This is a genomic window from Labrys sp. WJW, from assembly GCF_001676615.1.
In the GTDB taxonomy this organism is placed as follows: Bacteria; Pseudomonadota; Alphaproteobacteria; order Rhizobiales; family Labraceae; genus Labrys; species Labrys sedimenti.
Genome location: NZ_LYXZ01000021.1, coordinates 137,156 through 158,558, shown reverse-complemented (window position 1 = coordinate 158,558; position 21,403 = coordinate 137,156). Strand labels below are relative to the sequence as shown.

At 64.7% G+C, this 21,403-nt stretch carries 19 protein-coding genes and 1 pseudogene; 7 read left to right on the top strand and 13 right to left on the bottom strand.

Translation table 11 applies throughout. The features are described 5' to 3' along the window. Positions 1-67: 67 nt before the first annotated feature. Positions 68-1,120 carry a hypothetical protein gene (locus tag BA190_RS15185; protein ID WP_156771526.1) on the top strand — a complete coding sequence of 351 codons (1,053 nt, stop codon included), beginning with the start codon at positions 68-70 and terminating at the stop codon, positions 1,118-1,120. Positions 1,121-1,188: 68 nt separating this feature from the next. On the opposite strand, the gene BA190_RS15180 is transcribed toward BA190_RS15185, so the two are convergent. Then, the gene (locus BA190_RS15180; protein ID WP_068288757.1) at positions 1,189-2,652 is read right to left on the bottom strand and encodes an NAD-dependent succinate-semialdehyde dehydrogenase; all 1,464 of its coding nucleotides are present in this window, start codon (positions 2,650-2,652) and stop codon (positions 1,189-1,191) included. Positions 2,653-2,803: 151 nt separating this feature from the next. On the opposite strand from BA190_RS15180, the gene BA190_RS15175 reads away from it, so the two are divergent. Both BA190_RS15175 and BA190_RS15170 read left to right on the top strand, forming a co-directional pair. Further along, on the top strand, positions 2,804-3,808 hold the full coding sequence (locus BA190_RS15175; protein ID WP_068288753.1) for an asparaginase: 1,005 nt from the start codon (positions 2,804-2,806) through the stop codon (positions 3,806-3,808). A 214-nt stretch (positions 3,809-4,022) separates the two neighbouring features. Beyond that, complete coding sequence (locus BA190_RS15170; RefSeq protein WP_068288750.1) at positions 4,023-4,655, top strand: hypothetical protein; 633 nt, start codon at positions 4,023-4,025, stop codon at positions 4,653-4,655. A gap of 117 nt (positions 4,656-4,772) precedes the next feature. Here the strand turns inward: BA190_RS15170 and BA190_RS15165 are convergent, their stop codons facing one another. Beyond that, entirely contained in the window at positions 4,773-5,210 is a 438-nt protein-coding gene (locus tag BA190_RS15165) for a hypothetical protein (protein WP_068288747.1), read from the bottom strand. Positions 5,211-5,444: 234 nt separating this feature from the next. Between BA190_RS15165 and BA190_RS15160 the strand changes: the two genes are divergently transcribed. Together BA190_RS15160 and BA190_RS15155 are read left to right on the top strand one after the other, a co-directional pair. Next, positions 5,445-5,810, top strand: a complete 366-nt coding sequence (locus BA190_RS15160) for a MerR family transcriptional regulator (RefSeq protein WP_068288743.1) — start codon at positions 5,445-5,447, stop codon at positions 5,808-5,810. After that, positions 5,807-6,097, top strand: a pseudogene (locus BA190_RS15155) (DUF1330 domain-containing protein). The gene BA190_RS15160 and the pseudogene BA190_RS15155 overlap by 4 nt, the downstream one beginning before the upstream one ends. A 110-nt stretch (positions 6,098-6,207) precedes the next feature. Here the strand turns inward: BA190_RS15155 and BA190_RS35265 are convergent. The 8 genes from BA190_RS35265 to BA190_RS15120 all read right to left on the bottom strand — a co-directional run bounded on the left by BA190_RS35265 (position 6,208) and on the right by BA190_RS15120 (position 13,949). After that, positions 6,208-6,711, bottom strand: a complete 504-nt coding sequence (locus BA190_RS35265) for a DUF4262 domain-containing protein (protein ID WP_082979757.1) — start codon at positions 6,709-6,711, stop codon at positions 6,208-6,210. 104 nt (positions 6,712-6,815) lie between these two features. After that, positions 6,816-7,832: an aldose epimerase family protein gene (locus tag BA190_RS15150; protein ID WP_068288740.1), complete on the bottom strand. Its 1,017-nt coding sequence runs from the start codon at positions 7,830-7,832 to the stop codon at positions 6,816-6,818. Positions 7,833-7,984: 152 nt separating this feature from the next. After that, positions 7,985-8,923, bottom strand: a complete 939-nt coding sequence (locus tag BA190_RS15145; RefSeq protein ID WP_068288738.1) for a phosphatidate cytidylyltransferase — start codon at positions 8,921-8,923, stop codon at positions 7,985-7,987. After that, positions 8,923-9,555: a 1-acyl-sn-glycerol-3-phosphate acyltransferase gene (locus BA190_RS15140; RefSeq protein ID WP_068288730.1), complete on the bottom strand. Its 633-nt coding sequence runs from the start codon at positions 9,553-9,555 to the stop codon at positions 8,923-8,925. The genes BA190_RS15145 and BA190_RS15140 overlap by 1 nt, the downstream gene beginning before the upstream one ends. A 29-nt stretch (positions 9,556-9,584) precedes the next feature. Further along, on the bottom strand, positions 9,585-10,037 hold the full coding sequence (locus BA190_RS15135) for a hypothetical protein (RefSeq protein ID WP_210185276.1): 453 nt from the start codon (positions 10,035-10,037) through the stop codon (positions 9,585-9,587). Continuing rightward, positions 10,021-11,418 (bottom strand): phosphatase PAP2/dual specificity phosphatase family protein, encoded by a 1,398-nt coding sequence (locus tag BA190_RS15130; RefSeq protein ID WP_202908471.1) that lies wholly within the window; start codon positions 11,416-11,418, stop codon positions 10,021-10,023. Before BA190_RS15130 ends, BA190_RS15135 begins: the two co-directional genes overlap by 17 nt. A gap of 142 nt (positions 11,419-11,560) precedes the next feature. After that, on the bottom strand, positions 11,561-13,321 hold the full coding sequence (locus tag BA190_RS15125) for a bifunctional alpha/beta hydrolase/class I SAM-dependent methyltransferase (protein ID WP_371260325.1): 1,761 nt from the start codon (positions 13,319-13,321) through the stop codon (positions 11,561-11,563). Continuing rightward, complete coding sequence (locus BA190_RS15120) at positions 13,305-13,949, bottom strand: CDP-alcohol phosphatidyltransferase family protein (protein ID WP_068288721.1); 645 nt, start codon at positions 13,947-13,949, stop codon at positions 13,305-13,307. The genes BA190_RS15125 and BA190_RS15120 overlap by 17 nt, the downstream gene beginning before the upstream one ends. Positions 13,950-14,291: 342 nt before the next feature. Between BA190_RS15120 and BA190_RS15115 the strand changes: the two genes are divergently transcribed. Further along, positions 14,292-15,020 carry an SDR family oxidoreductase gene (locus tag BA190_RS15115; RefSeq protein ID WP_068288881.1) on the top strand — a complete coding sequence of 243 codons (729 nt, stop codon included), beginning with the start codon at positions 14,292-14,294 and terminating at the stop codon, positions 15,018-15,020. Here the strand turns inward: BA190_RS15115 and BA190_RS15110 are convergent. From BA190_RS15110 to glgX, 3 genes are read right to left on the bottom strand one after another with little or no spacing between them, the layout of a single operon-like run. Next, positions 14,971-15,921: a LysR family transcriptional regulator gene (locus tag BA190_RS15110; RefSeq protein ID WP_068288719.1), complete on the bottom strand. Its 951-nt coding sequence runs from the start codon at positions 15,919-15,921 to the stop codon at positions 14,971-14,973. The two genes, BA190_RS15115 and BA190_RS15110, sit on opposite strands and share 50 nt — an antisense overlap. Positions 15,922-15,971: 50 nt before the next feature. After that, positions 15,972-16,409 (bottom strand): hypothetical protein, encoded by a 438-nt coding sequence (locus BA190_RS15105; protein WP_068288712.1) that lies wholly within the window; start codon positions 16,407-16,409, stop codon positions 15,972-15,974. Beyond that, positions 16,410-20,246: a glycogen debranching protein GlgX gene (gene glgX / locus BA190_RS15100; protein ID WP_082979756.1), complete on the bottom strand. Its 3,837-nt coding sequence runs from the start codon at positions 20,244-20,246 to the stop codon at positions 16,410-16,412. It abuts the gene before it with no gap. Positions 20,247-20,444: 198 nt separating this feature from the next. Here glgX and BA190_RS15095 point away from each other — a divergent pair, with 198 nt between their 5' ends. Further along, a complete protein-coding gene (locus BA190_RS15095) occupies positions 20,445-21,386 on the top strand; it encodes a lysophospholipid acyltransferase family protein (protein WP_068288701.1) in 942 nt (313 codons plus the stop codon). Positions 21,387-21,403: the final 17 nt, after the last annotated feature.

Genomic DNA, 21,403 nt, shown 5'->3' with positions numbered 1-21,403 from the left:
CACAATCCCATTTGCCGAGCTGCTTTCAATGCAGCGCAAGGGGTGAATAGTCAGTGAACGGGCGAAATTGAGGCGACAGCGCTCTCCAGGCAAAAAATTCCAGATTTCATGGTGCTTTCTGCGCGATGGCGGCAAAAATGTCACGCAATCGGCCTATCTGCCCGAAAGCCGAACCTTGTGCTTCGCCGTCACATCGTGGAGGTTGTCACGGCACATTCGAGGGCGAGGCGCATTTCGGCAGAAGCGCCTCTCCGCTCGAACGCTTTGCCTCGACGCCTCTCTGCAGTCCGGAGAGGCGCACCCAATCGCAAAACGCCAGGGGAAAGTCCGTCCGGCCATGTCGAGAAGCGAAAACATCAGCCATGCCGGGCCCGCCGCGCATCAATTTGGTCTTGGCCTGTTGCTACGGGCAAGCTGGGCCATCTATCGCATACGGTTCCTGCGCTTCAACTTGCTGGCGCTGGCTGCAGTGCTGCCTCCCCCGTTGATCCTGACTTTCTATCCCATACCGCAGGATCTCCTCCTCACCTCGGCCGAGTACTGGTCGACCCTGGTGCTGAGCCTGGCACTGAGTGCGATGGCCGGGGCGATGTCCTGTCTGGGTGTCCAGCAGATCCTCGGCCACCAGCCCTTCTGGCTTGGAGCCGCGCTCGCTCATGCCGGCCGCAATTTTCTTGCCCTCTTCGCGACCACGATCATCTTCTTCGGGGCCTTTTATCTGGGGCTCGTCGTCCTGATCGTCCCCGGCCTGGTGGTGCTCTGCCGTTACTTCGTGGCAGGGCCCGTCTGCGTGATCGAGCGAACCGGCCCTCTCCAGGCGCTGAAAAGAAGCGCAGAACTGACGAAAGGCTTCCGGTGGAAATTGCTGATCCTCGGCCTGCTCCTCTTGCTTCTCCAGATTGCGCCGCGACTGGCCATCAATTTCGAGGAAATCAGCGCAGCTTTCCAAGGCCCGGGCGCAGCGCCGGGCCAGGTCAGTTACCTGAAATATGCCGCAACCATTATCGCCGATGCCCTGTCGACCAGCTTTACCTTCGTGGCGTCGGCCGTGACCTATTTCCAGCTCCTCCGCATGAAGGAAGGCGCCGACGTCAGGCAGCTGGCAACGGTCTTCGACTGAGCCAAACAAAAAGGGCCGGCGCGACGCCGGCCCTTTCCGATTTCAGCTGTCAGCAGGCGAAGCGAGCCTCAGCCCAGGCCACCGAGGCAGACATATTTGGCGTCGATATAATCCTCGATGCCGTATTTGGAGCCTTCCTTGCCCATGCCGGATTCCTTGACGCCACCGAAGGGCGCGACTTCGGTGGTGATCAGCCCTTCATTGACGCCGACCATGCCGTATTTCAGGGCCTCGGCGACCCGGAAGGCCCGGCCGAGATCCTTGGTATAGAAGTAAGAAGCGAGGCCGAATTCGGTGTCGTTGGCCATCTGGACGGCCTGCTCTTCGGTCTCGAACTTGAACACAGGAGCCAGCGGCCCGAAGGTCTCGTCGCGTGCCACCAGCATGTCCGGGGTCACGCCGGTCACCACGGTCGGCTCGAAGAAGGTGTGGCCGAGGGCATGGCGCTTGCCGCCCGCCACCACCTTGCCGCCCTTGGCGACGGCATCGTTGATGTGCTCCTCGACCTTCTGCACCGCCTTCTCGTCGATCAGGGGGCCCTGCTGCACGCCGGCCTCGAGGCCGTTGCCGACCTTGAGCGCGTTGGAGGCGGCAATCAGCTTCTCGACGAACTTGTCGTGGATGCCGGCCTGGACCAGGAAGCGGTTGGTGCACACGCAGGTCTGGCCGGAGTTGCGGTACTTGGCGATCATCGCGCCTTCGATCGCCCGGTCGACGTCAGCATCGTCGAACACGATGAAGGGAGCATTGCCGCCGAGTTCCATCGAGACCTTCTTGAGCGTCTTGGCGGACTGCTCGACCAAGAGCTTGCCGATCGGCGTGGAACCGGTGAAGGTGATCTTGCGCACCAGCGGGTTCGAGGTGAGCTCGCCGCCGATGGCGCTGGCCGAACCGGTGAGGACGTTGACGACGCCAGCCGGAACGCCAGCCATTTCGGCGAGGACACCCCAGGCAAGGCCCGAATAGGGCGTCTGCAGGGCCGGCTTGATCACGATGGTGCAGCCTGCAGCCAGGGCCGGACCGAGCTTGCGGGCGATCATCGAGGAGGGGAAGTTCCAGGGCGTGATGGCGCCGACGACACCCACAGGCTCCTTGGTGACCAGGATGCGGCGGCCCGGCCAGGGCGACGGGATCACGTCGCCATAGACGCGCTGGGCTTCCTCGGCGAACCAGCGCACATAGGCGGCCGAGAAGACCACCTCGCCGCGGGCCTCGGTGAGCGACTTGCCCTGCTCGACCGTGAGCAGCACGCCGAGCGCATCGGCATTGGCTTCGATCAGGTCGGCGAGCTTGTGCAGGATCTTGGCCCGCTCCTTGGCCGTCTTGGCGCGCCAGGCCGGGAAAGCGGCATCGGCGGCGGCAATGGCGCGCGCCGTCTCGTCCTTGCCGCAATCGGGCACGCTGCCGATGAGTTCGCCGGTGGCCGGATTTGAGACCGGCAAGGTCTTGCCGTTGTCGGCGGCGATCCATTGACCGTTGACGTAGGCGGCCTCACGCTTGAATTCGAGCTGCTGAGCCAATTTTTCCAACATGCGCCTTCCTCCGTTGTGTCTCTCGCTGGCGCTTAGATAGGCGCTCAGCGCGCGCGGATCAATGTCGAAATGTGATCACATATTCGGGTGTTGCCTCGGCTCGCGAAGCCTGCGATGGAGGCCCGCCTGCACATAGGGAAAGTCCGCAAGCATGTCCAATCCCATTCTGGCCGAACTCATCCGCGGCGGTATCGTCGAAAGCCGCCATAGCGGTGCCATTGCCGTGAGCGACCCCGAAGGTCGGCTTGTGCTTTCGCTGGGCGATGTCACCAGGCCCGTCTTTCCCCGCTCGGCCGTGAAGGCATTCCAGGCCCTGCCCTTGCTGGAATCCGGGGCAGCCGACAAGCTCGATCTCACCGACGCGGAAATCGCCCTCGCCGTCTCCTCCCATGGCGGCGAGCCGCGCCATGTCGAGACGGCAGCCGCCATGCTGGCCAAGGCCGGCCGCGATGCCGGCACGCTCGAATGCGGCGTCCATGCCCCGAGCTTCCGTCCGGCGGCCTGGGCCCTGCTCCGCGCCGGCGAGGAGCCCTGCGCCCTGCACAACAACTGCTCCGGCAAGCATGCCGGCTTCGTCTGCCTGGCCTGCGCCAGCGACCGCGACCCGCACCACTACATCGAGGCCACACATCCGGTGATGCGCGAGGTGATGGGGGCTGTGAACGAGATGAGCGGGGCCGCCCTCACCGGCGATGGCGTCGGCATCGACGGCTGCTCCATCCCCACCCAGGCCGCACCGCTTGCGGGCGTGGCACGGGGCTTTGCCCGCTTCGGCACCGGTGCCCATCTCGGCCCCGAACGGGCGAAGGCGGCCGCCCGCATTCGTCGCGCCGCGGCAGCCGAGCCTTTCCTGGTCGCCGGTACCAAGCGCTTCTGCACCGACATCATGACGATCTTCGGCGAGCGCGTCTTCGTGAAGACCGGCGCCGAGGGTGTGTTCTGTGCGGCCTTCCCCGAACTCGGCTACGGCATCGCCCTCAAATGCGACGATGGCGGCACAAGGGCTGCGGAACTGATGATGGCCGGCGTGATCGCCAAGCTGCTGCCGCTGTCCGAAAGCGAGGCAGACGCCCTGCAGCGCTTTCTCCAGCCCGTTCAGAAGAACTGGAACGACATCGAAGTGGGCAGGCTACGGCTGGCGGGGGCGTTGGCCTGACATTATCCGGGACGAGCTTTGACCATCCCGGACAAAGGTCCGCTCCCGCCCGACTGTCCAAAGGCCTGGGAAGGCTCCAAGTGCGCAACCGCCCAGTTCCACCAAGGCCGTCACTGGCTGCGCACACCCGATACCCCAGTTTAGGGGAAATACAGCTTCGTATTGACGTGATACTTGCCAGGTCAGCTTGACACGCTGCCTTGGGGACACCGGGATGAGCCTGCCAGAATTCGGCCTGCATTTCAGGCGCTACGCGCCGTTTGAGAAGTTCGGCATTCCATCATTCAAGGGCGACAACAGGACGGCGGCTTCGACATCGCTGTCGGCAACCTGCCGCACTTTCGGCTGCGTGATGTTTAGCCCAGCCGGGATTCGAGAGAGCACGGCCGGGTCTTCGGGAACGGAAGACGCCAATCTGGTGCTGCACTTCCTCGATCGGAAAAGAATGGCCAAGGTTTCGATGGTGACGACCCGCCTTCATGAAGAAGGCCCCGCTTTGTTGAGCTTCACCGCAAGCACCGCCGGCGCCAATCCGCTCGTCCCCGCATCGCCGGACATCGATACAAAGGTTCAAATCCGCGTGGATTGGGGTTTCAAGAATGCGATGCACGTGAGTGGCAAGGTATCCGGAGACGACTTTCCCAATCTCGAGGTTTTCATCCGCTGTCTCCAGTCAGGATACTCGGCCTTGCTCGTCGATGGGCGCACGACCAGGAACAGATACACCGGTCCTATGAGCTTGTTCGGATCCGGCGACGATCTCTGCTCCTTCGCGGCAACAATCCCTTTGACCGATGATGGGACATTTGTCGGTGAAGCAAGATATGGCGCCCCCATAGAAATCTAGATGAGGCTGGAAAGCGCCGCCGGTGCATGGGCCACCCATGCTCCAGGCAACCGCCAGCCCGTGACCAGCTGCCGGCCGAGCCGGTATTCGGATGCTGCCAGCATCCCCTGCTTTCTTTCAGGTCGAAGCCGCCTTCTTCCAATCGCCGGTGCTGTTCCACCAGCGATTGGGGTTCTTGCTGTCATCAAGCCCCTTCGAGCGGCTGGACAGGGTGGCCTGCAGTCGGATCACCGGCTCCTGGTAGGAATGGGCCTGGAAGATGGCCTCGATCACCCTCTCCGTGACATCCTGTGCATCGGGAAGTTCGAAAACGACCTCCACGACACCGAGGCGTCGGCGAAGGTCGCTCTCGGCACCGGCGGCTGCGCCTTCCAGCGGCCGATAGCGCTCGATGCCAGGCGCGGATTGATAGGCATTGCTGTCATAGACCCCCATCGTCAGGGGAACGATGGCAACCACCGCCGCCATGATGCGGTCGACGTCCTCTGCCGGGGCCTGAAAGGTGAGAAGGCGCATGGGAACCATCGATACCGACAATGTTTCGAAACCTGTCATGGCCCTCGCCCCTCCCCGCAAATCGAAGTGGAAAGGTTAGTTCATCGCTGCTGACAACAATCTGTCAGCACTGTCGCTGTCGGATCTCCGTGCGAACCGCGATGCATCTACCCCCCGCCGCGGTCTCTCGGTCGGAAGGTCGTCTATCGGCTGACATACCGCAAATCAGCGCTTGATCTAGAGTGCACTCCAGCAAGTAGCCTCAGCAACGGTTCGGGAGTGCGATGAAGACAGATGAAGATCGGAGAACTGGCGCGCCGCTCGGGATTGTCGGTCCACACACTGCGCTATTACGAGAAAGTCGGCCTGCTTCCGCCGGCTTTTCGGAATCGTTCGGGCCAGCGGGACTATGATGCCGCCATCCTCGGCTGGATCGATTTCCTCGGCCGCATGAAGGCTTCGGGCATGCCGATCCGGGACATCGCCGCCTATGCGCTGTTGTGGCAGCAAGGCGCCGGCACGGAGGCCGCTCGCCGCGAACTGCTGGAGCAGCAGGGACGGCGGGTGGCGACCCAGATCGAGGACCGACAGTCCTGCCTCCTCGTCATCAAGCAAAAGATCCTGGACCTGGTTGAACTGGAAAAAGGACGACAATCATGAGTGCCTATGTCATCTCCGACGCGGTTCCGCAGGACGAGGAAGCCTGGAACGCCTATGTGCGGCTCGCCCCCGGAACGATCGAAAAATATGGCGGCCGCTATCTGGCACGCGGCGGCCCCGTCCGGACCATGGAGGGGAGTTAGTCGCCTCGTACGATCGTCCTCGTGGAATTTCCCGACCGGAATGCCGTCGAGGTCTGGTATGCCTCCCCTGAATATGCCGAAGCCCTCAAGCTTCGCGGCAAAGCCCTGAGCAGAAACCTGATCTGCGTGGATGGCGTGGAGTGAGCAGCCCGATGTCGCAGGATCACAAGTTCCGCGGCATCCCTCCGCACTTCAGGGTAGGCAAGGATGGCAGCGATCCCAAGACGAACCCGATAGGCAATCCAACCGTTCGATCAGCTAGAGGGACGAGCCCCCCACCCGTCTTCAGTCAGATCGGTTTGCGCGGTCAAAAAGGAGGCATCGAAGCTTGCCTCCCACGGAAATGCATTGGCAGCGTCCGGCCAAACGATCAGCAGGCAAGGAAAATCGTTTCCAGCATAGAACCATCGGCTCCAGCCGAGATAATCCTCATAGTGTTTGGAGGCAACCGGTAAGGCATAGGCAGCTGCATTGCCGAATATCCCGTCAGTGCGGGTTCCAACTTCAACTGAGTGCCCGTCCTGTATATTGCGAAAAACATCCCAGAACACCGCATGAGCCGTACTATCCGACAAGCCGAAGACGATGAGTTCAGGATGTCGTACGCTGACCCACAAGCCTGTCGTGTAGGAGAAGCCGGGTCCTTGGGCATCGGCAAACACGCTGGTTCGAAACCACCCGTGTGTCCGAATTTCGCCGACGAAACGCCGCTCCCCTTCATCGAGGATGTCGCCTGGTGCGTCCAATGCCGTGCGCATACTTCCCCAACTCTTAGAGCGAAGCGCGAGGATCCCCCTTGCTTCAAGAGATCACTCCTACGCGTTGCTCGCCAACGCCGAATTGTAAGTAGAAGTTATCCCGCTCACACCTGTCCGAAACGATACTGCGTCTCGTGATCGTAGACCTGGCCCGGCCGGATGATCGAGGACGGGAAATGCGCCTTGTTCACGGCATCCGGCAGGTTCTGGGTCTCCAGGCAGAAGCCGCCGAAGGCCCCATATTTGGCGCCGCCGAGGCCGGGAACCGGGATGTCCAGCTTGGCGGCATCGTAAAGCTGCACGCCGGGCTGGGTCGTCCAGGTCTCAAGGCTGACGCCGCTCTTGGGGGACCAGGCCCGCGCCGCCCGCGCCAATACGCCCGAGCTCCTCAGCACCAGATTCCCGTCATATTTGAACGGCCCTTCCGGCGTCTCCAGGCGTAATGTGCGCTCCTGGCGGAAGTCCCATGGCGTACCCGCCACCGACAGGATCTCGCCGGTGGGGATCAGGTCGGCATCGGTGGGCGTATAGAAATCGGCATCGATCTCAATGCGATGGTCGAGCACATCGGCCGAACCATCGAGATTGAAATAGGAATGCTGGGCAAGATTGACCGGCGTCGCCTTGTCGGTGGTCGCGGTGAAGATCACCTGCAGCGTTGCGGGCTCCAGCAGGCGGTAGGTGCAGGTGGTCACCACACGGCCAGGGAAGCCCATATCGCCATCCTCGGAAACCAGTACCAGCGTGGCCGAGCGCTGGTCCGATTGCACCAGCGACCAGACGCGCTTGCCGAAGCCGGTGGCGCCGCCATGCAGCGTGTGCGGTCCGCCATGGCTCTTGGAGAGATCGTAGGTCACGCCATCCAGGGTGAAGCGGCCGAAGCCGATGCGATTGGCGACCCGGCCGGGATTGGCACCGAAATGCGGGGAATATTTGGGGTAGTCCTCGAACTTCTCGAAACCGAGCACCACGCGCTGCGGCCCGTTCTTCGAGGGCACCAGGAGATCGCGCACCACGCCGCCATAGGTGATGATCCGGGCCTCGGCACCGGCATCGGAGCGCAGGGTGACCTCGAGCACATCGGCGCCGTTGAAGGTTCCGAACAGGACAGGCTTGGACATGGGATTTCCTTGGTGGGAAGAATGCGTGCGGAGCAGCAAAGTGTCATTGCGAGCGGAGCGAAGCAATCCAGTCTTTCACACACACGGCGCCAGCTGGATTGCTTCGCTCCGCTCGCAATGACGATGCAAAACAATATTCATGCGACATAGCATCATACAGTCCACCAATAGCGAACCACATGGAAGAAGATCGGCGCGGCGAACACGACGGAATCGAGCCGGTCGAGCATGCCGCCATGGCCTTCGATCAGATGCCCCCAGTCCTTGACGCCGCGGTCGCGCTTGATCGCCGACATCACCAGCCCGCCGAAGAACCCCATGAGAGTGATCACCAGGGCCACCAGCGCGGCCTGCCGGAAGGAGAAGGGCGTGATCCACCACAGGCCGGCGCCGAGCAGCGTGGCGCTCGCCACGCCGCCGATCAGGCCTTCCCAGGTCTTGGAGGGCGACAATTTGGGCGCGACCTTGTGCCGCCCGAAGAGCTTGCCCCAGACATATTGCAGCACGTCGCTCATCTGCACGACGATGACCAGGAAAGCGATCAGCAGGAGCTTGCGGCCCTCGAAGCCGGGAATGTCCAGCGTCAGCAGCGCCGGGACGTGGGAGAGACAGAAGATCGCGATCATCACGCCCCATTGCATCTCGGCGACGCGGGTCATGAACTTGGCGGTATCGCCCCTGAGTGCGATCAGGATCGGCAGGAGCAGGAAGACATAGACGGGGATGAAGATCGAGTAGAGGCCGTACCACTCGATCCAGATCAGATAATACTGGATCGGCAGCACCACGAAGAACATGGCGAACAAGGTGCGGTGGTCGGCCCGGCGCGTCGGCGTCAGCGTCAGGAATTCGCGCAAGGCGGCAAAGGAGGCGAAGGCAAAGAGGGCGATCACGCCAGCCTTGCCGAGGAGGAAGGCACCGCCCATCAGCGCCACCATCACCCACCAGGCGCGAATGCGGGCATTGAGATTGTCGATGGCGGCATTGCCCTGCGGCCCGGCCCGGCGGTCGAGCTGCCAGCCGACCAGGGAGGCGAGCACCAGGAAGGCGATGATGCCGCCGAACAGGGCCAGGGTATGGTTCTCGAACATCAGCCCTCGTCCCCCTCATGCGGCCTGAGGGCCAGCAAGGCATTGCGGCTGCGGTCGAGGAAGGCCTGCTTCTCCTCCCCGGGACCCAGGCGCAGCGGCGCGCCGAAGGTCACGGTGCACAGAAAGGGCACCGGCAGGAATTCGCCCTTGGGCATCACGCGGTTGAGGTTCTCGATCCAGACCGGCACCATCTCGACCTCGGGCTGGCGCTTGGCGAGCCAGAACAGGCCGGACTTGAAGGGGAGCAGCGGTTCCTCGCCCATGTTGCGCGTGCCCTCCGGAAACAGGATCAGCGAGGATCCTGCCTCGAGCGCCGAGGCCATCTGGCCGATGGGATCGACGCTGCGGGTGGCGCTTTCACGATCGATCAGCACGGCATCGAAGACATTGTGGGCGAGGAAGCGCCGCGTCGCGCCGGCATTCCAGTAGTCACGCGCCGCCACTGGCCGTGCAGCCGAGCGCAAGGCCGACGGAAAGACCGTCCAGACCAGGATGAAGTCGCCATGGCTGGCATGGTTGGCAAAATAGATCCGCGGCTTGCGCGCCGGCAGGCATCCCTGCCAGTTGCCGCGCACACCGGTGACGAGCCGGGCAAAGCCGATGGTGGCGATCCCCACCAGCCGGCCGAGCACAGAGCGGCCATCCCGCACCACGGTGCCACTCACAACACGACCCCGAGCAATGGCAAGGACAGCAAGCACAGAACCTGCAAGGCCAGGAAGATGGCCTGGCGGCGGACCAGGGTCATGGCGCCGCGTGCCCGCTCGGACATCGGGCGCGAGGGACGGTCCTGCGCAAACAGGCCGAGACGCTTCATCGCTCCATCGAAATTGGTGGTGCTGAAGGCGTTGCCGGCAAGATGGCCGAAAATATCGGCATCGAAGCTCGCGCGAAGGGCAAAATAGCTCTGCCCCAGGCCAAAAAGCAGGACAAGCAGAACGGGGGCGCTGACCCACAGAGGCGCCGAGGCATAGGTAGCGGCCAGGATACCTCCGGCGCCGAGCAGGCTAAACCCTCGTGAAACCCTGTCGAGCGCCCTGCCTTGCCGCAAATAGGCTGCGGCGATGGCGGCAATCACCGCCGGATTTTCCTGTGCCTCAACCATGGGTGCCAACCATCTTTCCAGCCGCCGAGATGGCGGCTTGCGCATCCGACCCCAACACGATTCGTGGGCGGATAGCACGTATGATCGCAATGGCTTCGTCCACCGTCCCGGCTTCGCCGCTGGCCAGCAGCCAGGTCGCAACGGCGGCGGCGCTGCGCGAATAGCCGAGCGCGCAGCACACCAGGACCGTGCCTTGTCCGCGCGCCACTTCAATTGCCCTCGCCGCAGCCGCGAGGCTGATCGCCTCCGGTGCAATCAGGTCGAGCATCGGCACCGCACGCGTCGACACGCCTCGCCAGGCGGGCAGCTCGGCAGCAAGTTCGACAACGCTGCCATAGCTAGCCGGCGCACGATCGAAGCGCGAGGGGATACGGCCCAAATAGATCCCCGGACGGACCTCGCCAGCGGATGGCTCGCGACGCGTCCACCAGCGCGAATTGAGGAAGGCACCGAGCTGATAGGGCGCGAACAGGAGCCGGGCGGCCAGGCTCATCGAACCGTCGGTGAGCTTCTGGAATCCGGCCGGCCCGCGCCAAAGGTAATTGGCGGCAACGAGGACGAACGAAACCGCCGGGTAGCACAGCCAGAGCCCCCAGCCGCCCAGGGCGATACCGGCAAGGGCAAGAACCAGGGCACCCACACCGTAATAGGCGGCGAGCTTTCGGCGTTTGGCCTTACTTCCCGGGTGCGCGGACGTCTCGTCCGCTCTTGGAAACGCCGCGTTTGCAGGCTCGGAAGAGCGGACGAGACGTCCGCGCACCCGGAACTCCTCATCCGGCCAGAGCCACAGGCAGAACAGGCCCAGCAAGGCGCCGGTCGGTATGTCGAAGAAATGATGCTGGTAGGTGGTGAGGACGGAGAGGCCGATCAGGGCAAACCAGGGATGAACAAGCCAGCGGGCCCATGACGGCAGATGGCTGATGTAATGCACCCAGAGGATCACCAAGAGCGCGATATGCAGCGAGGGCGCCTGGTTATAGGGCTTGTCGAAGCTCAGCAGGGCATCGAACATGAAGCCCGGCAGGCCGCCGCCGATCTCGGGCTTGGCGAAGCTGAAGCGCAGCGGAAAGGCGAGGAAGCAGGCGACGGCGATGACCTGTGCGGTCAGCAGCCGGCGGCCCAGCGTATCCAGCTCCGCGCGGCTGGTGCAGACGAACAGCGAGGCGGCATAGAATAGGTTGACCGACCAATAGGGAATGATCGTCCAGGGCAGGAACGGGATGCCGCGTTCCCAGCCGAACGCGATGGACGGTACGAAGGCGCGCTGGTCGGCGAGGTAATTGGCGAGGCCATAGCTCGAATAGAAGAAGATGCCGAGCCCCACGAGCCAGAGGAGCGCCCTCCCCCAGGGACGCCTATCGGCGGGCCTTGCCGGTATCGTCATGCTCATGACGAGGCCTTTTGCCAAGTGCGGCGTCTCGGAGCGCGGACATCCTGTCCGCTCTTGGAAACGCCACGCTGGCAGGAAGGAAAGAAGAGGACATCGCGACATGCAAGCATGTCGCTGAGATGTCCGCGCTCCAAAACAAGGGTCATGACGCGGCCTTGCGGCGAGCGAGCAAGACCGAGAAGATGCCCCATTCGTCGATACGCTGTTCGAGCTTTTCGAAACCGGCAGCCTCGACGAGCTGGTCCATCTCGGCCTGCGTACGCCGGCGCATCACCCAGGCCTGGCCCTGGCGGTGGCTGGTGAGGGCCCGCGCGATGAATTCGAGCTGCGGATGCCAGGGCTGGCCGGTATAGATCAGATAGCCGCCGGCCGGGATGGCGGCGGCGAGCCCTCCAAGCGACCATTTGATCAGGTTGTTGTCGGCGAAGAGCTCGTAGAGGCCCGAAACCAGCCCCAGAGTGGGCCTGGGCTCGATGCCGGCAAGGCTGGCGGCATCGAAGGCATCGCCCTTGACGAAGCGTGCGATGTCGGCGAGGCCCTTCTCGGCGATCAGCCGCCCGCCCGCCTCGACATTGATGTCGCTGTAGTCGCGCAGCAGGATCGAGTCAGGCCGCGACACGCCTTCCGCCTCCAGCGCTTCGAGCACGTAGCGGCCGTGGCCGGCGGCGATGTCGACGATGGAGACAGGCCGCCCCTCTTCCCGCAGCCGGGCAATGGCGGCACGCAGCAATTCCTCGACATGGAGCTTGCGCTGGCGGATGCCGCGCCAGCCGATTGCCTCCAGATAGTTCTTGTCGGCCAGCCGCCCGACAGCCGAACGCCCCGACGGCGTGTTGCGGTAGACGTAATCGAGGGTGGAGCCGGAATCGAAGCCGGTCTCATGGCCGAGCCTGATGCCGTCGGAGATCAGCCCCGTCGCCTTCAATCCGAGCCTGGTACCGGCCCAGTAGAGCCCCTTTGGCGAGGCTAGCGACAGGGGAGAGGCAAGCCTGTCGGCTTCGTCGCGGGTGTAGCCCTGCCGGTCGGCCTCGGTGAGGACGGTGCGCTCCAGGGGCGTAGCGAAGCGCTCGCCGAGGAAGCGCCTGACATGGCCGATCGCCACCGCCCTGTCCTTCTCGCCGAGCGTGTCGTGGTAGAATCCCGGCAGCACGTGCCGCTCCTTGGTGGCCGATCCCAGATTTTCGTAGAAGCGGTGCTGGGGTCCGTGATGCACCACCCAGTCGGCGCCCGAGACGAGCAATTGCGTCGGCACCGTGATGGCCCGGGCATCCTCGACCACCCGTCGTGCTGCCTCATAGAGCCCGAGGAGGATGCGCACCGAGATCGCCCGGGTGATCTTGGGATCGGCGTCGAAAGTCGCCTGGCGCTCGAGATCATGGGTGAGGAACTTGGCCTTCACATAGGATTGCACGAAGAAATTGCCCTTATAGGCCTGCCACAGCTTCAGGCCCGGCCGGGCAAAGGGCACGTAGAGCTTCACCTTGAAGGCGGGCGAGGCCACCACCAAAGCACGGATCCTGGGCGCGTAGTCATGCACCCAGGCCGAGGCGACGACGGCCCCGACGCTCTGGGCGAGCACGGCGATGTCGGCCGGCGCGAAACCATGCGCAGCACCGATATGGTCGATGAAGCTCTGCACATCGCGCACCAGGGCGCCGAAACTCGGGGCATCGCCACGTTCGCCGGGCGAGTCGCCGTGGCCCCGGGCATCCCAGGCGAAGAACTCGTAATCGGGCATGGCGAGTTCGTCGGGCAGATGCGCCATGCGCCCCGAATGCTCGTGGCCGCGATGGAATAGTACGACCGCGCCCTTGGCGGGCGCATTGACGGCCGGCCAATGGCGATAGAACAGCTCGACACCGTCATGGCTGCGAAAAAAACCGGTCTCAGAGGGACGCATCATGACTCCTGCCGTCATCGGCCTGCTTGGCGCAGGCCTCACGCAGGCCCTTATGCACACGATTGACGATGGTCAGTGTGAGAAAAAGCACGGCAAGCGGCATGATCCAGCCGAACCAGCCGGGCAGCGGCAGGCCGAGGCCGACCCACAGGCCGAGCGCGCCGAACACGAAAGCACGGTCGCTCTTGCCCAGCGGACCGTCATAGCGCCTGTTAGCGCCGACCATCGGCCCCATTACGCCAGCGAACTCGCTGATCACAGCCAGCACGATCGCCGCGCCGGTCCAGAACGGCCCAAAGACCGGCAGGGTGGCAAAGGGCAGGATCAGCGCGGCGTCGGAGACGACGTCGGCGATCTCGTTGAGATAGGCGCCGAGCAGGCTCTTCTGGCCGAATTCCCGCGCCAGCATGCCGTCGATGGCATTGAGAGCCATGCGGATGGCGAGCCAGACCGGCAACAGCAGGAAGAGAATGCGCAGATCCGAGAGCCAGGCGACGCCGAGACCGACGACGAGAGAGCCCGCCGCCGCCGCCAGCGTCACCTGGTTGGCGGTCGTGCCCCGCTCGGCCAGCCGCGTGACGCGCGGGCGCAAAAGGGCCTGAAAACGGGGCTTGAGAGCATAAAGACTCACGGGACTGTCCAGATTCGCGGTTTAGCCGGCTATCATGGCTCACCCGGCGAGGCTCATGCAAGCCGACGGATGAGCCGGCGCGTACCGGTGCATGGCGGTTTCAAGAGCGGACGAGACGTCCGCGATCCCAGCCGCACAGCTTCCGGCGCGATACCGGCCAGGTTCGTACCAGAGACGCCAAGGCTGGCACCGCGGACGTCTCGTCCGCCTTTCCTGTCCGGCAGGCGCGGCTCTGCCATCGGAAACGCCGATGGCGCTATCGGTTTCTTCCGTTTTCCGGGCCGCCGTCGATCTGCGATGCCGGTTTCAATTTCCATCGGGATCGAAAGGAAGCGCTTCATCATGAGTCTCGCAAAGTCGAAAATTCTCATCGCCGGCGGCAGTTCCGGCATGGGCCTGGCACTGGCGCGGCGTTGCCTCGATGCCGGCGCGCGGGTCGTCATCGCCGGACGGAGTGAGGAGAGACTGGCTCAGGCCCGTTCGAGCCTCGGCGCCCCCGACGCTCTCGATACCGTCTCTGCCGACATCACTTGGGAACACGAGGTCGCGGCGTTGTTCGAGCACATCGGCCGGCTCGATCACATCGTCAGTACCGCGGCCGATATCGACGGAGCCTATGCGCTTCTGCCCTCGCTCGACCTGAAGGCCGTCCAGAGAATCATGGAAAGCAAGGTCTACGGGCCCCTCCTCCTGGCCAAGCATGGCGCCGGGAAGCTGATACCATCCGGCTCCCTGACCTTCGTCTCCGGTATCGCCGCCTATCGTCCCTTGCCGCGGGGTGCGGCGGTCGCCGCCGTCAATGCCGCGCTGGAAGGGCTGGTCAAGGCGCTGGCCATGGAGCTCGCGCCGCTGAGGGTCAATGCCGTCTCACCGGGTTGGGTCGACACCCCGATCTGGACCTTCGTCGCCGGCGACAAGAAGGACGAGACTCTGGACGCCATGGCCCGTAAATTGCCGGTCGGCAGGGTCGGCCGCCCCGACGATATCGCCGATGCCCTGGCCTTCGTCATGGGCAACGGCTTCATGACGGGAACGGTTCTGCATGTCGAGGGCGGGCATCGCTTGGTCTGAGGGCGTCGAGCCCGGTGCTCGCCGAGGCGAGCAGCAGCTTCAGGGCCGGCGGCTGCACCCGCCGCCGGCGCCAGATCATCACCAGCTCCGCGGCCAGGTCGGCCGCTTGGGCAGGATCCGGCCAGGAAAGCGCGGTCACCTCGCCCCGCGCCAGCGCCTCGGCAACCGCCAGGCGCGGTACCAGGCCAATGCCCGTTCCCGCAGCCACCAACCGGGCTATCGCGCCGATGCTGCCAGCTTCGGCGGCCAGGCTCGGTGCAGCCAGCCCCGCGCGGACAAAGGCCGCATCGAACAAATGGCGGTAGACGCAGCCTGGCTCCGTCGCCACGAACCGCCTCGCGCCAAGCATGGCTAGCCCCTTGCCGGGCGGCAGCGGCGGCTCGCCCGCCGGCGCGATCAAAGTCAGCGGTTCCCTGGAAATGCTGCGCGTGGCGAAACGCTCGTCGAATTCCCCCCGGTCGAAACAGAAGACGACATCCACATCCCCGTCCTCCAGCTTGCGCAGGAGGTCACCCGTGCCCGCGACCGACAAGCGCAGCGCGATTTCCGGATGGGCCTGCCCGAAACGCGAGAGCCAGGCCGGCAGGCGGGCGGCCGCAATCGTTTCCAAGGCGCCGATCGACACTGCTCCCCGCTCCTGCCCCGAAGTCATGGCCACCGCTCCGCGGGCCTCGTCCGTCAGCATCAGGATTTCTTCGGCATAGGGCTGCAGCGCCGCTCCGGCGGCCGTCAGCTGCAAGCCTGACCGCGAACGCGTGAACAAGGGCGTGCCGAGTTCGGCTTCGAGCGCCTGGATCTGGTCGCTCACGCTCGATTGAGCCAGGTGCACCGCCTCGGCCGCCCGGGTGACATTGCGATGGCGGGCAACGGCAAGAAAGGTCTTGAGCAATCTGGGATGCATGGTTTTTCAGACCTCGGTCTCGAATGACGCTGCAGAGTCCAGAACGTGCTTCAACGGGCCAGGAGACGGATGCCCGATACGAGGCAGAAGACGATGCCGGAAGCCAGGCCGCAGGCCGATGCCAGCAACACTCGATCAAGCTCGAACATCGATTGGGTCCGGCCACCAATGAGCCAGAGATAGCCTGGCAATGTCACCGGCCCCAATGGGGTACACCAGAAACATAATCTTGCTGCCGACAAGGCCCATCGGCGTCGCAGCCACAAGGCCATCGGCAACACCAAAGCCAAGGTGACGGCGTAGGTGAGAGGCAGGCCGAGTACGAGGTAAAGAGCCACAAATTCGATGATCTCTTGGAGGGAGGCACCGACAAAGCCGCGAGTGGCAGCTATGTACAGGTACCATAGAAAGGGCAAGCCGAGCGGGACCGCCCAGGGACTGATCAGGGCGCCTAGCACCAAGCTTCTCTTGTGCTGGAAATCGTCCACCTACTCCCCCCGTCCCGCCTGCCGCATCGCCTCGAACACCGCCTTGGCCTCGTCGGTTTCCAGCATGGCGTGGACGTCGAGGTCGAGGCGTCGGCGCCAATTGGGATATTCGCGATCGGTTCCGGGCAGGTTGACGGGCTCTGCCTCGCCGGCGAGATCCTCGACCTGCGCGGCGACAAGGCCGGAGGAAGCGGAGGCCAGGAAGCCATGGATGGCGCCGACGAGGGCCGGCGTCAGCGCGCTCTCCTCGCTGCCGACGGCCTGCAGCAGCGCCTGCCTGTCCTCGGCGCGTGCCGCTTCCGCATCCTCGGCGACGGGCCGGCCGAGCGAACGCTCCAACGCGAGATCGGCGCCGTTCCACCAGCCGCGCAGGGTCGGCAGATCGTGCGTGGCGACACAGGCGAGCGAAGCGGCCGGATAGACGTCGGGGCGGCGGAAGACCGTGCCGTCGCGTTCGAAGAACAGCACGCGATAGGAATAGAGCTCGGCTTCGGACAGCCGCTCGCGCAGGCCCTCCGGCACGGTACCGAGGTCCTCGCCCACCACCATGCAGCGATGGCGTTGGCTCTCCTCGGCCAGCACCTCCAGCATGCCTTCGAGCGGATAGGTCAGATAGGCACCCTCGCTGGCCGGTACGCCGTCGGGCACCACGAAGAGCCGGGTCAGCGCCATGACGTGGTCGATGCGAAGCGCCCCGGCGTGGCGCATATTGGCAGCAAGCAGCTCCCGGTAATGGGCAAAGCCGCTCTGGCGCAAGGCGACCGGGTCGAGCGGCGGGATATGCCAGACCTGGCCGCTGGCCGAGAAGGGATCGGGCGGCGCGCCGGCGGAAACCCCTTTCAGGAAGGCATCGGGAGCCGTCCAGACCTCGGCGCCATCCGGCGCCGCTCCCACGGCAAGGTCGCGGCAAAAGCCGATGGCCAGGCCACTGCGGCTGGCCGCGGCGAGCTGCTCTTCCGCCAGGAATTGCAGATAGCCGGCGAAATCGGCGGCATGCTGCAGGTCGGGGGACAAGCCCGCCGTCGACATCGCCGGGATCGCGCTCGATCCGGCCTGCTCTTCCAGTGCCTGGAACAGGCAGAAGCGAGCCAGCGCATCGCCAGCCACCACCTGGAAGGCCCGGAAGGCAGCGAGGCGCGCAGGACGTTCAGGCAGGATCGAGAAAGCCTGCGCCAGCGCCGCCCGCTTGTGGCGCCAGACTTCGGGCCAATCGATGAAACGCCCGGGCGGCGGTGAAGCCGTGAGATGGCCTTCGAGTTCGGGCACGGCGTCGAGGGCGATCAGGGCCGGATCGAGGAAACGGCGATCGGAAGGCTGATAGGGGCTGGCCCGCTGGCGGTCGGACGGGAACATGGCATGAAAGGGATTGAGGGCGATCAGGCTCGCGCCCTTGCCGGCCGCGTCCCGGGCAAAAGCCTCCAGCGTGCGGAAATCCCCGACACCCTGATCCCCCTGCCGTCGTAGCGTATAGAGCTGGGCCGAAAGCCCGAAGCGCCTGCCGCCATCGGCGAGCATCGGCGGCAGATAGGCCTTGGCTTGCCGGTTCTCGACGGGCGCACCGAGCGAGCGTAGATGCTCCAGGCTCTCGCGCGCCTGGGCGAGCGAATGATGGGGCAGGCCCATGGCGGTGAGCAGAGCGCGCTTGGTGTCAGGGGAGACCAAGGTGTGGCGGCCCGAAACCTCCCACCATTCCGGCGCGATACCGGCGGCCTTGGCCAGGAGTTCGAGCACTTCGGGTGGCGCATCCCCATCCCGGCGCGGCGCACGCCCCGGCGCGGCGATGAACACGCCGACCGAGCGCGGCGCCAGCTCCATGATGTCGAAGGCGCCGTAGAGGGCCGGTGGCGCGAAGGCCTGGTATTCGTCGCTGACATGCGCCAGCCGCCAGACCAGCCCGGGTGCGAGATCCGGCAGCCGGGCATAGAGCGGCTCGGCGCCGGCATGGAACCAGATCAGCGCTTTCGAGCCATCCGGTCCCGTAAGCGCCATGCCGAGGCTGCGCAGGGCCGGATTGCCCCATTCATTGTCCTGCAGAGGCTGGCCGCTTGGACCGAGCCAGATCACGTCGGGCGCTCCATCAGCCGCGGCGTCGGCAGAAGGCCTGCCGGTCAGGAACCGATCCGCCGTCACCAAAGGCAATGACTTGCGCAGGCGCGTCAGGCTCGCCACGAACTGGATCAAGGAGCGATCGGCGTTGGCCCAGTCGATCCAGGTGATCGCATTGTCCTGGGCATAGGCGTTGTTGTTGCCGCGCTGGCTGCGGCCGAGTTCGTCGCCCATGGCGATCATCGGCGTGCCCCGCGACAACAGGAGGCTGGCCAGCAAGGCCCTGATATGGCTGCGCCTGAGCGAGACGATCTCCGGCGCCGTGCTGGGTCCCTCGGCGCCATCGTTCCAGCTCACCTCGCCCGAATGCCCGTCGCGGTTGCCCTCGCCATTGGCGTCATTGTGCTTGCCGGCGAAACTCACCGTATCGGCGAGCGTGAAGCCGTCATGGGCCGCGACGAAATTGATGCTGTCGCTCGGGCGGCGGCGGCCGGGATCGAACAGATCGGAGGAGCCGGCAAGGCGCGTCGCCAGCGCGCCGATGCCGCCATCGCCCCGCCAGAACCGCCTGACGTCGTCGCGATAGCGATCATTCCATTCCGCCCAGTCCGCCGGAAATTGGCCGAGCTGATAGCCGCCGGGGCCGATGTCCCAGGGCTCGGCGATCATCAGCCGCGCATTCAGGACTGGATCGGCGGCAATGGCGGCGAACAAGGGCGCTTGCCGATCGAAACCATCGGGACGGCGCCCCAGCACCGGAGCGAGATCAAAGCGAAAGCCGTCGAAGCCGCCGATCTCGGCCCAATGCCAGAGGGCAGCGAGGGTGAGGCCGAGCCCCGGCTCGCGATCGAGAGCCAGCGTGTTGCCGCAGCCGGTATCGTTGGCATAGAAGCGCGGATTGTCGGCGAGCCGGTAGTAGGAACTGTTGTCGAGCCCACGTAGCGAGTGGGTGCCGCCACGCTCGTCGCTCTCCGAGGTGTGGTTATAGACGACGTCGAGCAGCACCTCGAAGCCGGCCTCGTGCAGCCGATCCACCGTCCAGGCAATCTCGGCCATGCCGCCGGGGGCAAGGCGCGGATCGGGCGCCAGGAAGCATACGGGATTGTAGCCCCAGTAATTCCTCAATCCGAGCGGCTCGAGATGCCGTTCGTCGATGGCGGCGGCCAGGGGCATCAATTCGAGCGTGGTGATGCCGAGCTCGGTGAAATGGGCGATCGCCGCCGGATGAGCCAGGGCGGCGACGGTCCCGCGAAGCTCGGGCGGGATGTCGGGATGGGTCTGGCTGAAGCCCTTCACATGGACTTCATAGATGATGCGGGTTTCGGGCTTCACGCCGGAAGGACGGGTCTTGTCCGGCGCTGGCCGCTCCAGCACGGCTTTCGGCATGATCGCAGCGGTATCCGTGCCATCCAGGACGAGGTCATCCACGCCTTGGGCGCCTTTCACCGGCAGGGCGGAGGTCATGCCCTCCGGCAGGACGAGCCGGGTCGCATGAGGATCGATCAGCAGGCGCGCCGGGTTGAAGCGCAGCCCCTCCTCCGGGCGCCAGGGACCATGGGCGCGCAACCCGTAGAGCTGCCCCTCCGCAAGCCCACCGATACGACCATGATGCACCGATCCGTCGCGTCCCGAGAGCAGTATCCGCTGGCTCTCCGTGCCATCGGCATCGAACAGGCACAGCTCGATGCGTTCGGCATCGGCAGCGTGGACGGCGAAATTGACCTCTTCCCCGATCCAGCTCGCTCCGAGCGGAGCTGCCGCGCCGGGATTCGCCATGCTTGAACGTGCCATACGGTCCTTGCCTCGACTGTCGAATGCCTGTCGTACTTTCCTGACATCTTGGACGATCAAAACGCAAAGACTAGATGACAGGATGCGGCGAAATTTCTGTCCGCTACCCATTGCGGGTGAATCGTCTCCGACCAATGTCCTTGTCGCGCGTTTTGCTGTAGGAACGTCCTGGCGCGATAGTGTGCCCGAAGGAAAACCATGGTTCGCCATATTGCCGACCCAGCCGGGGCCGAAACGGACGCCGTCCAGTTCACCTATGCGGACCCCACCTTTTCCAAACCGAAACAGGCCCTGATCCGGGCCATCGAGAAGGTGACAGGGCAGCCTCGGCTGAAGCGCCTCTACCTCGAAAACCAGCGCAATCCGGTGGCCGGCGAGAGCTTTTTTGCCGCAGCGGTCCGCCAGCTCCGGCTCGACGTCCAGTTCGACAGGGCCCAGCTCGACAAGATTCCGAAGACCGGGCCCTGCGTCATCGTCGCCAACCATCCCTATGGCGTGCTCGACGGCATCACCATCGCCTGGCTGATCGGCCTGGTCCGCCAGGATTTCGTCATCCTCACCAATGCCGTGCTGCTGCATGCGCCGGAAACACAAGCCTTCCTGCTGCCCGTCGATTTCGCGGAGACCGAGGAGGCGATGCAGACCAACCTGCGCACCCGCGCCGAAGCGCGCCGGTTGCTCGATCGCGGCGGCTGCGTGATCGTCTTTCCGGCCGGCGGCGTCTCCACTTCGCCCGACAAGCTCGGGCGACGCCCTGCGATGGACGCCCCCTGGCAACCCTTCACCGTGCAGTTGATCCAGCGCTCCAAGGCCACGGTGGTGCCGATCTTCTTCGGCGGCCAGAACAGCCGCCTGTTCCAGATCGCCAGCCACCTCAACCAGACCCTGCGCCTGTCCCTGATCTTCAAGGAGGTGCGTGATCGCATCGGTACGATCCTGCCGATCGCCATCGGCAATCCCATCGATGGCGCAGCTTTCGCCGCTGCAACCGACCGCAAGGCGGTCGCGCTGGAGCTGATGCGCCGTACCTACGCCCTGGCGGGCCAGCTGACGGATGACCGCACCGCCAAGCGCATCGCCGCCGGCCATCTCGAACCGGTGGCGCCGAACCAGCCGAAGCTCTGCGCGCCGCGAGGGTAAGGTTTCCTTCTCCCCTT

Coding starts and splice junctions, on each gene's coding strand:
- BA190_RS15150 (WP_068288740.1), bottom strand. CDS start 7,832: ATGTCCAAGCCTGTCCTGTTCGGAACCTTCAACGGCGCCGATGTGCTC.
- BA190_RS15125 (WP_371260325.1), bottom strand. CDS start 13,321: ATGATGCGTCCCTCTGAGACCGGTTTTTTTCGCAGCCATGACGGTGTC.
- glgX (WP_082979756.1), bottom strand. CDS start 20,246: ATGGCACGTTCAAGCATGGCGAATCCCGGCGCGGCAGCTCCGCTCGGA.
- BA190_RS15095 (WP_068288701.1), top strand. CDS start 20,445: ATGGTTCGCCATATTGCCGACCCAGCCGGGGCCGAAACGGACGCCGTC.
- BA190_RS15115 (WP_068288881.1), top strand. CDS start 14,292: ATGAGTCTCGCAAAGTCGAAAATTCTCATCGCCGGCGGCAGTTCCGGC.
- BA190_RS15110 (WP_068288719.1), bottom strand. CDS start 15,921: ATGCATCCCAGATTGCTCAAGACCTTTCTTGCCGTTGCCCGCCATCGC.
- BA190_RS15175 (WP_068288753.1), top strand. CDS start 2,804: ATGTCCAATCCCATTCTGGCCGAACTCATCCGCGGCGGTATCGTCGAA.
- BA190_RS15170 (WP_068288750.1), top strand. CDS start 4,023: ATGAGCCTGCCAGAATTCGGCCTGCATTTCAGGCGCTACGCGCCGTTT.
- BA190_RS15165 (WP_068288747.1), bottom strand. CDS start 5,210: ATGACAGGTTTCGAAACATTGTCGGTATCGATGGTTCCCATGCGCCTT.
- BA190_RS15145 (WP_068288738.1), bottom strand. CDS start 8,923: ATGTTCGAGAACCATACCCTGGCCCTGTTCGGCGGCATCATCGCCTTC.
- BA190_RS15160 (WP_068288743.1), top strand. CDS start 5,445: ATGAAGATCGGAGAACTGGCGCGCCGCTCGGGATTGTCGGTCCACACA.
- BA190_RS35265 (WP_082979757.1), bottom strand. CDS start 6,711: ATGCGCACGGCATTGGACGCACCAGGCGACATCCTCGATGAAGGGGAG.
- BA190_RS15180 (WP_068288757.1), bottom strand. CDS start 2,652: ATGTTGGAAAAATTGGCTCAGCAGCTCGAATTCAAGCGTGAGGCCGCC.
- BA190_RS15130 (WP_202908471.1), bottom strand. CDS start 11,418: ATGAGCATGACGATACCGGCAAGGCCCGCCGATAGGCGTCCCTGGGGG.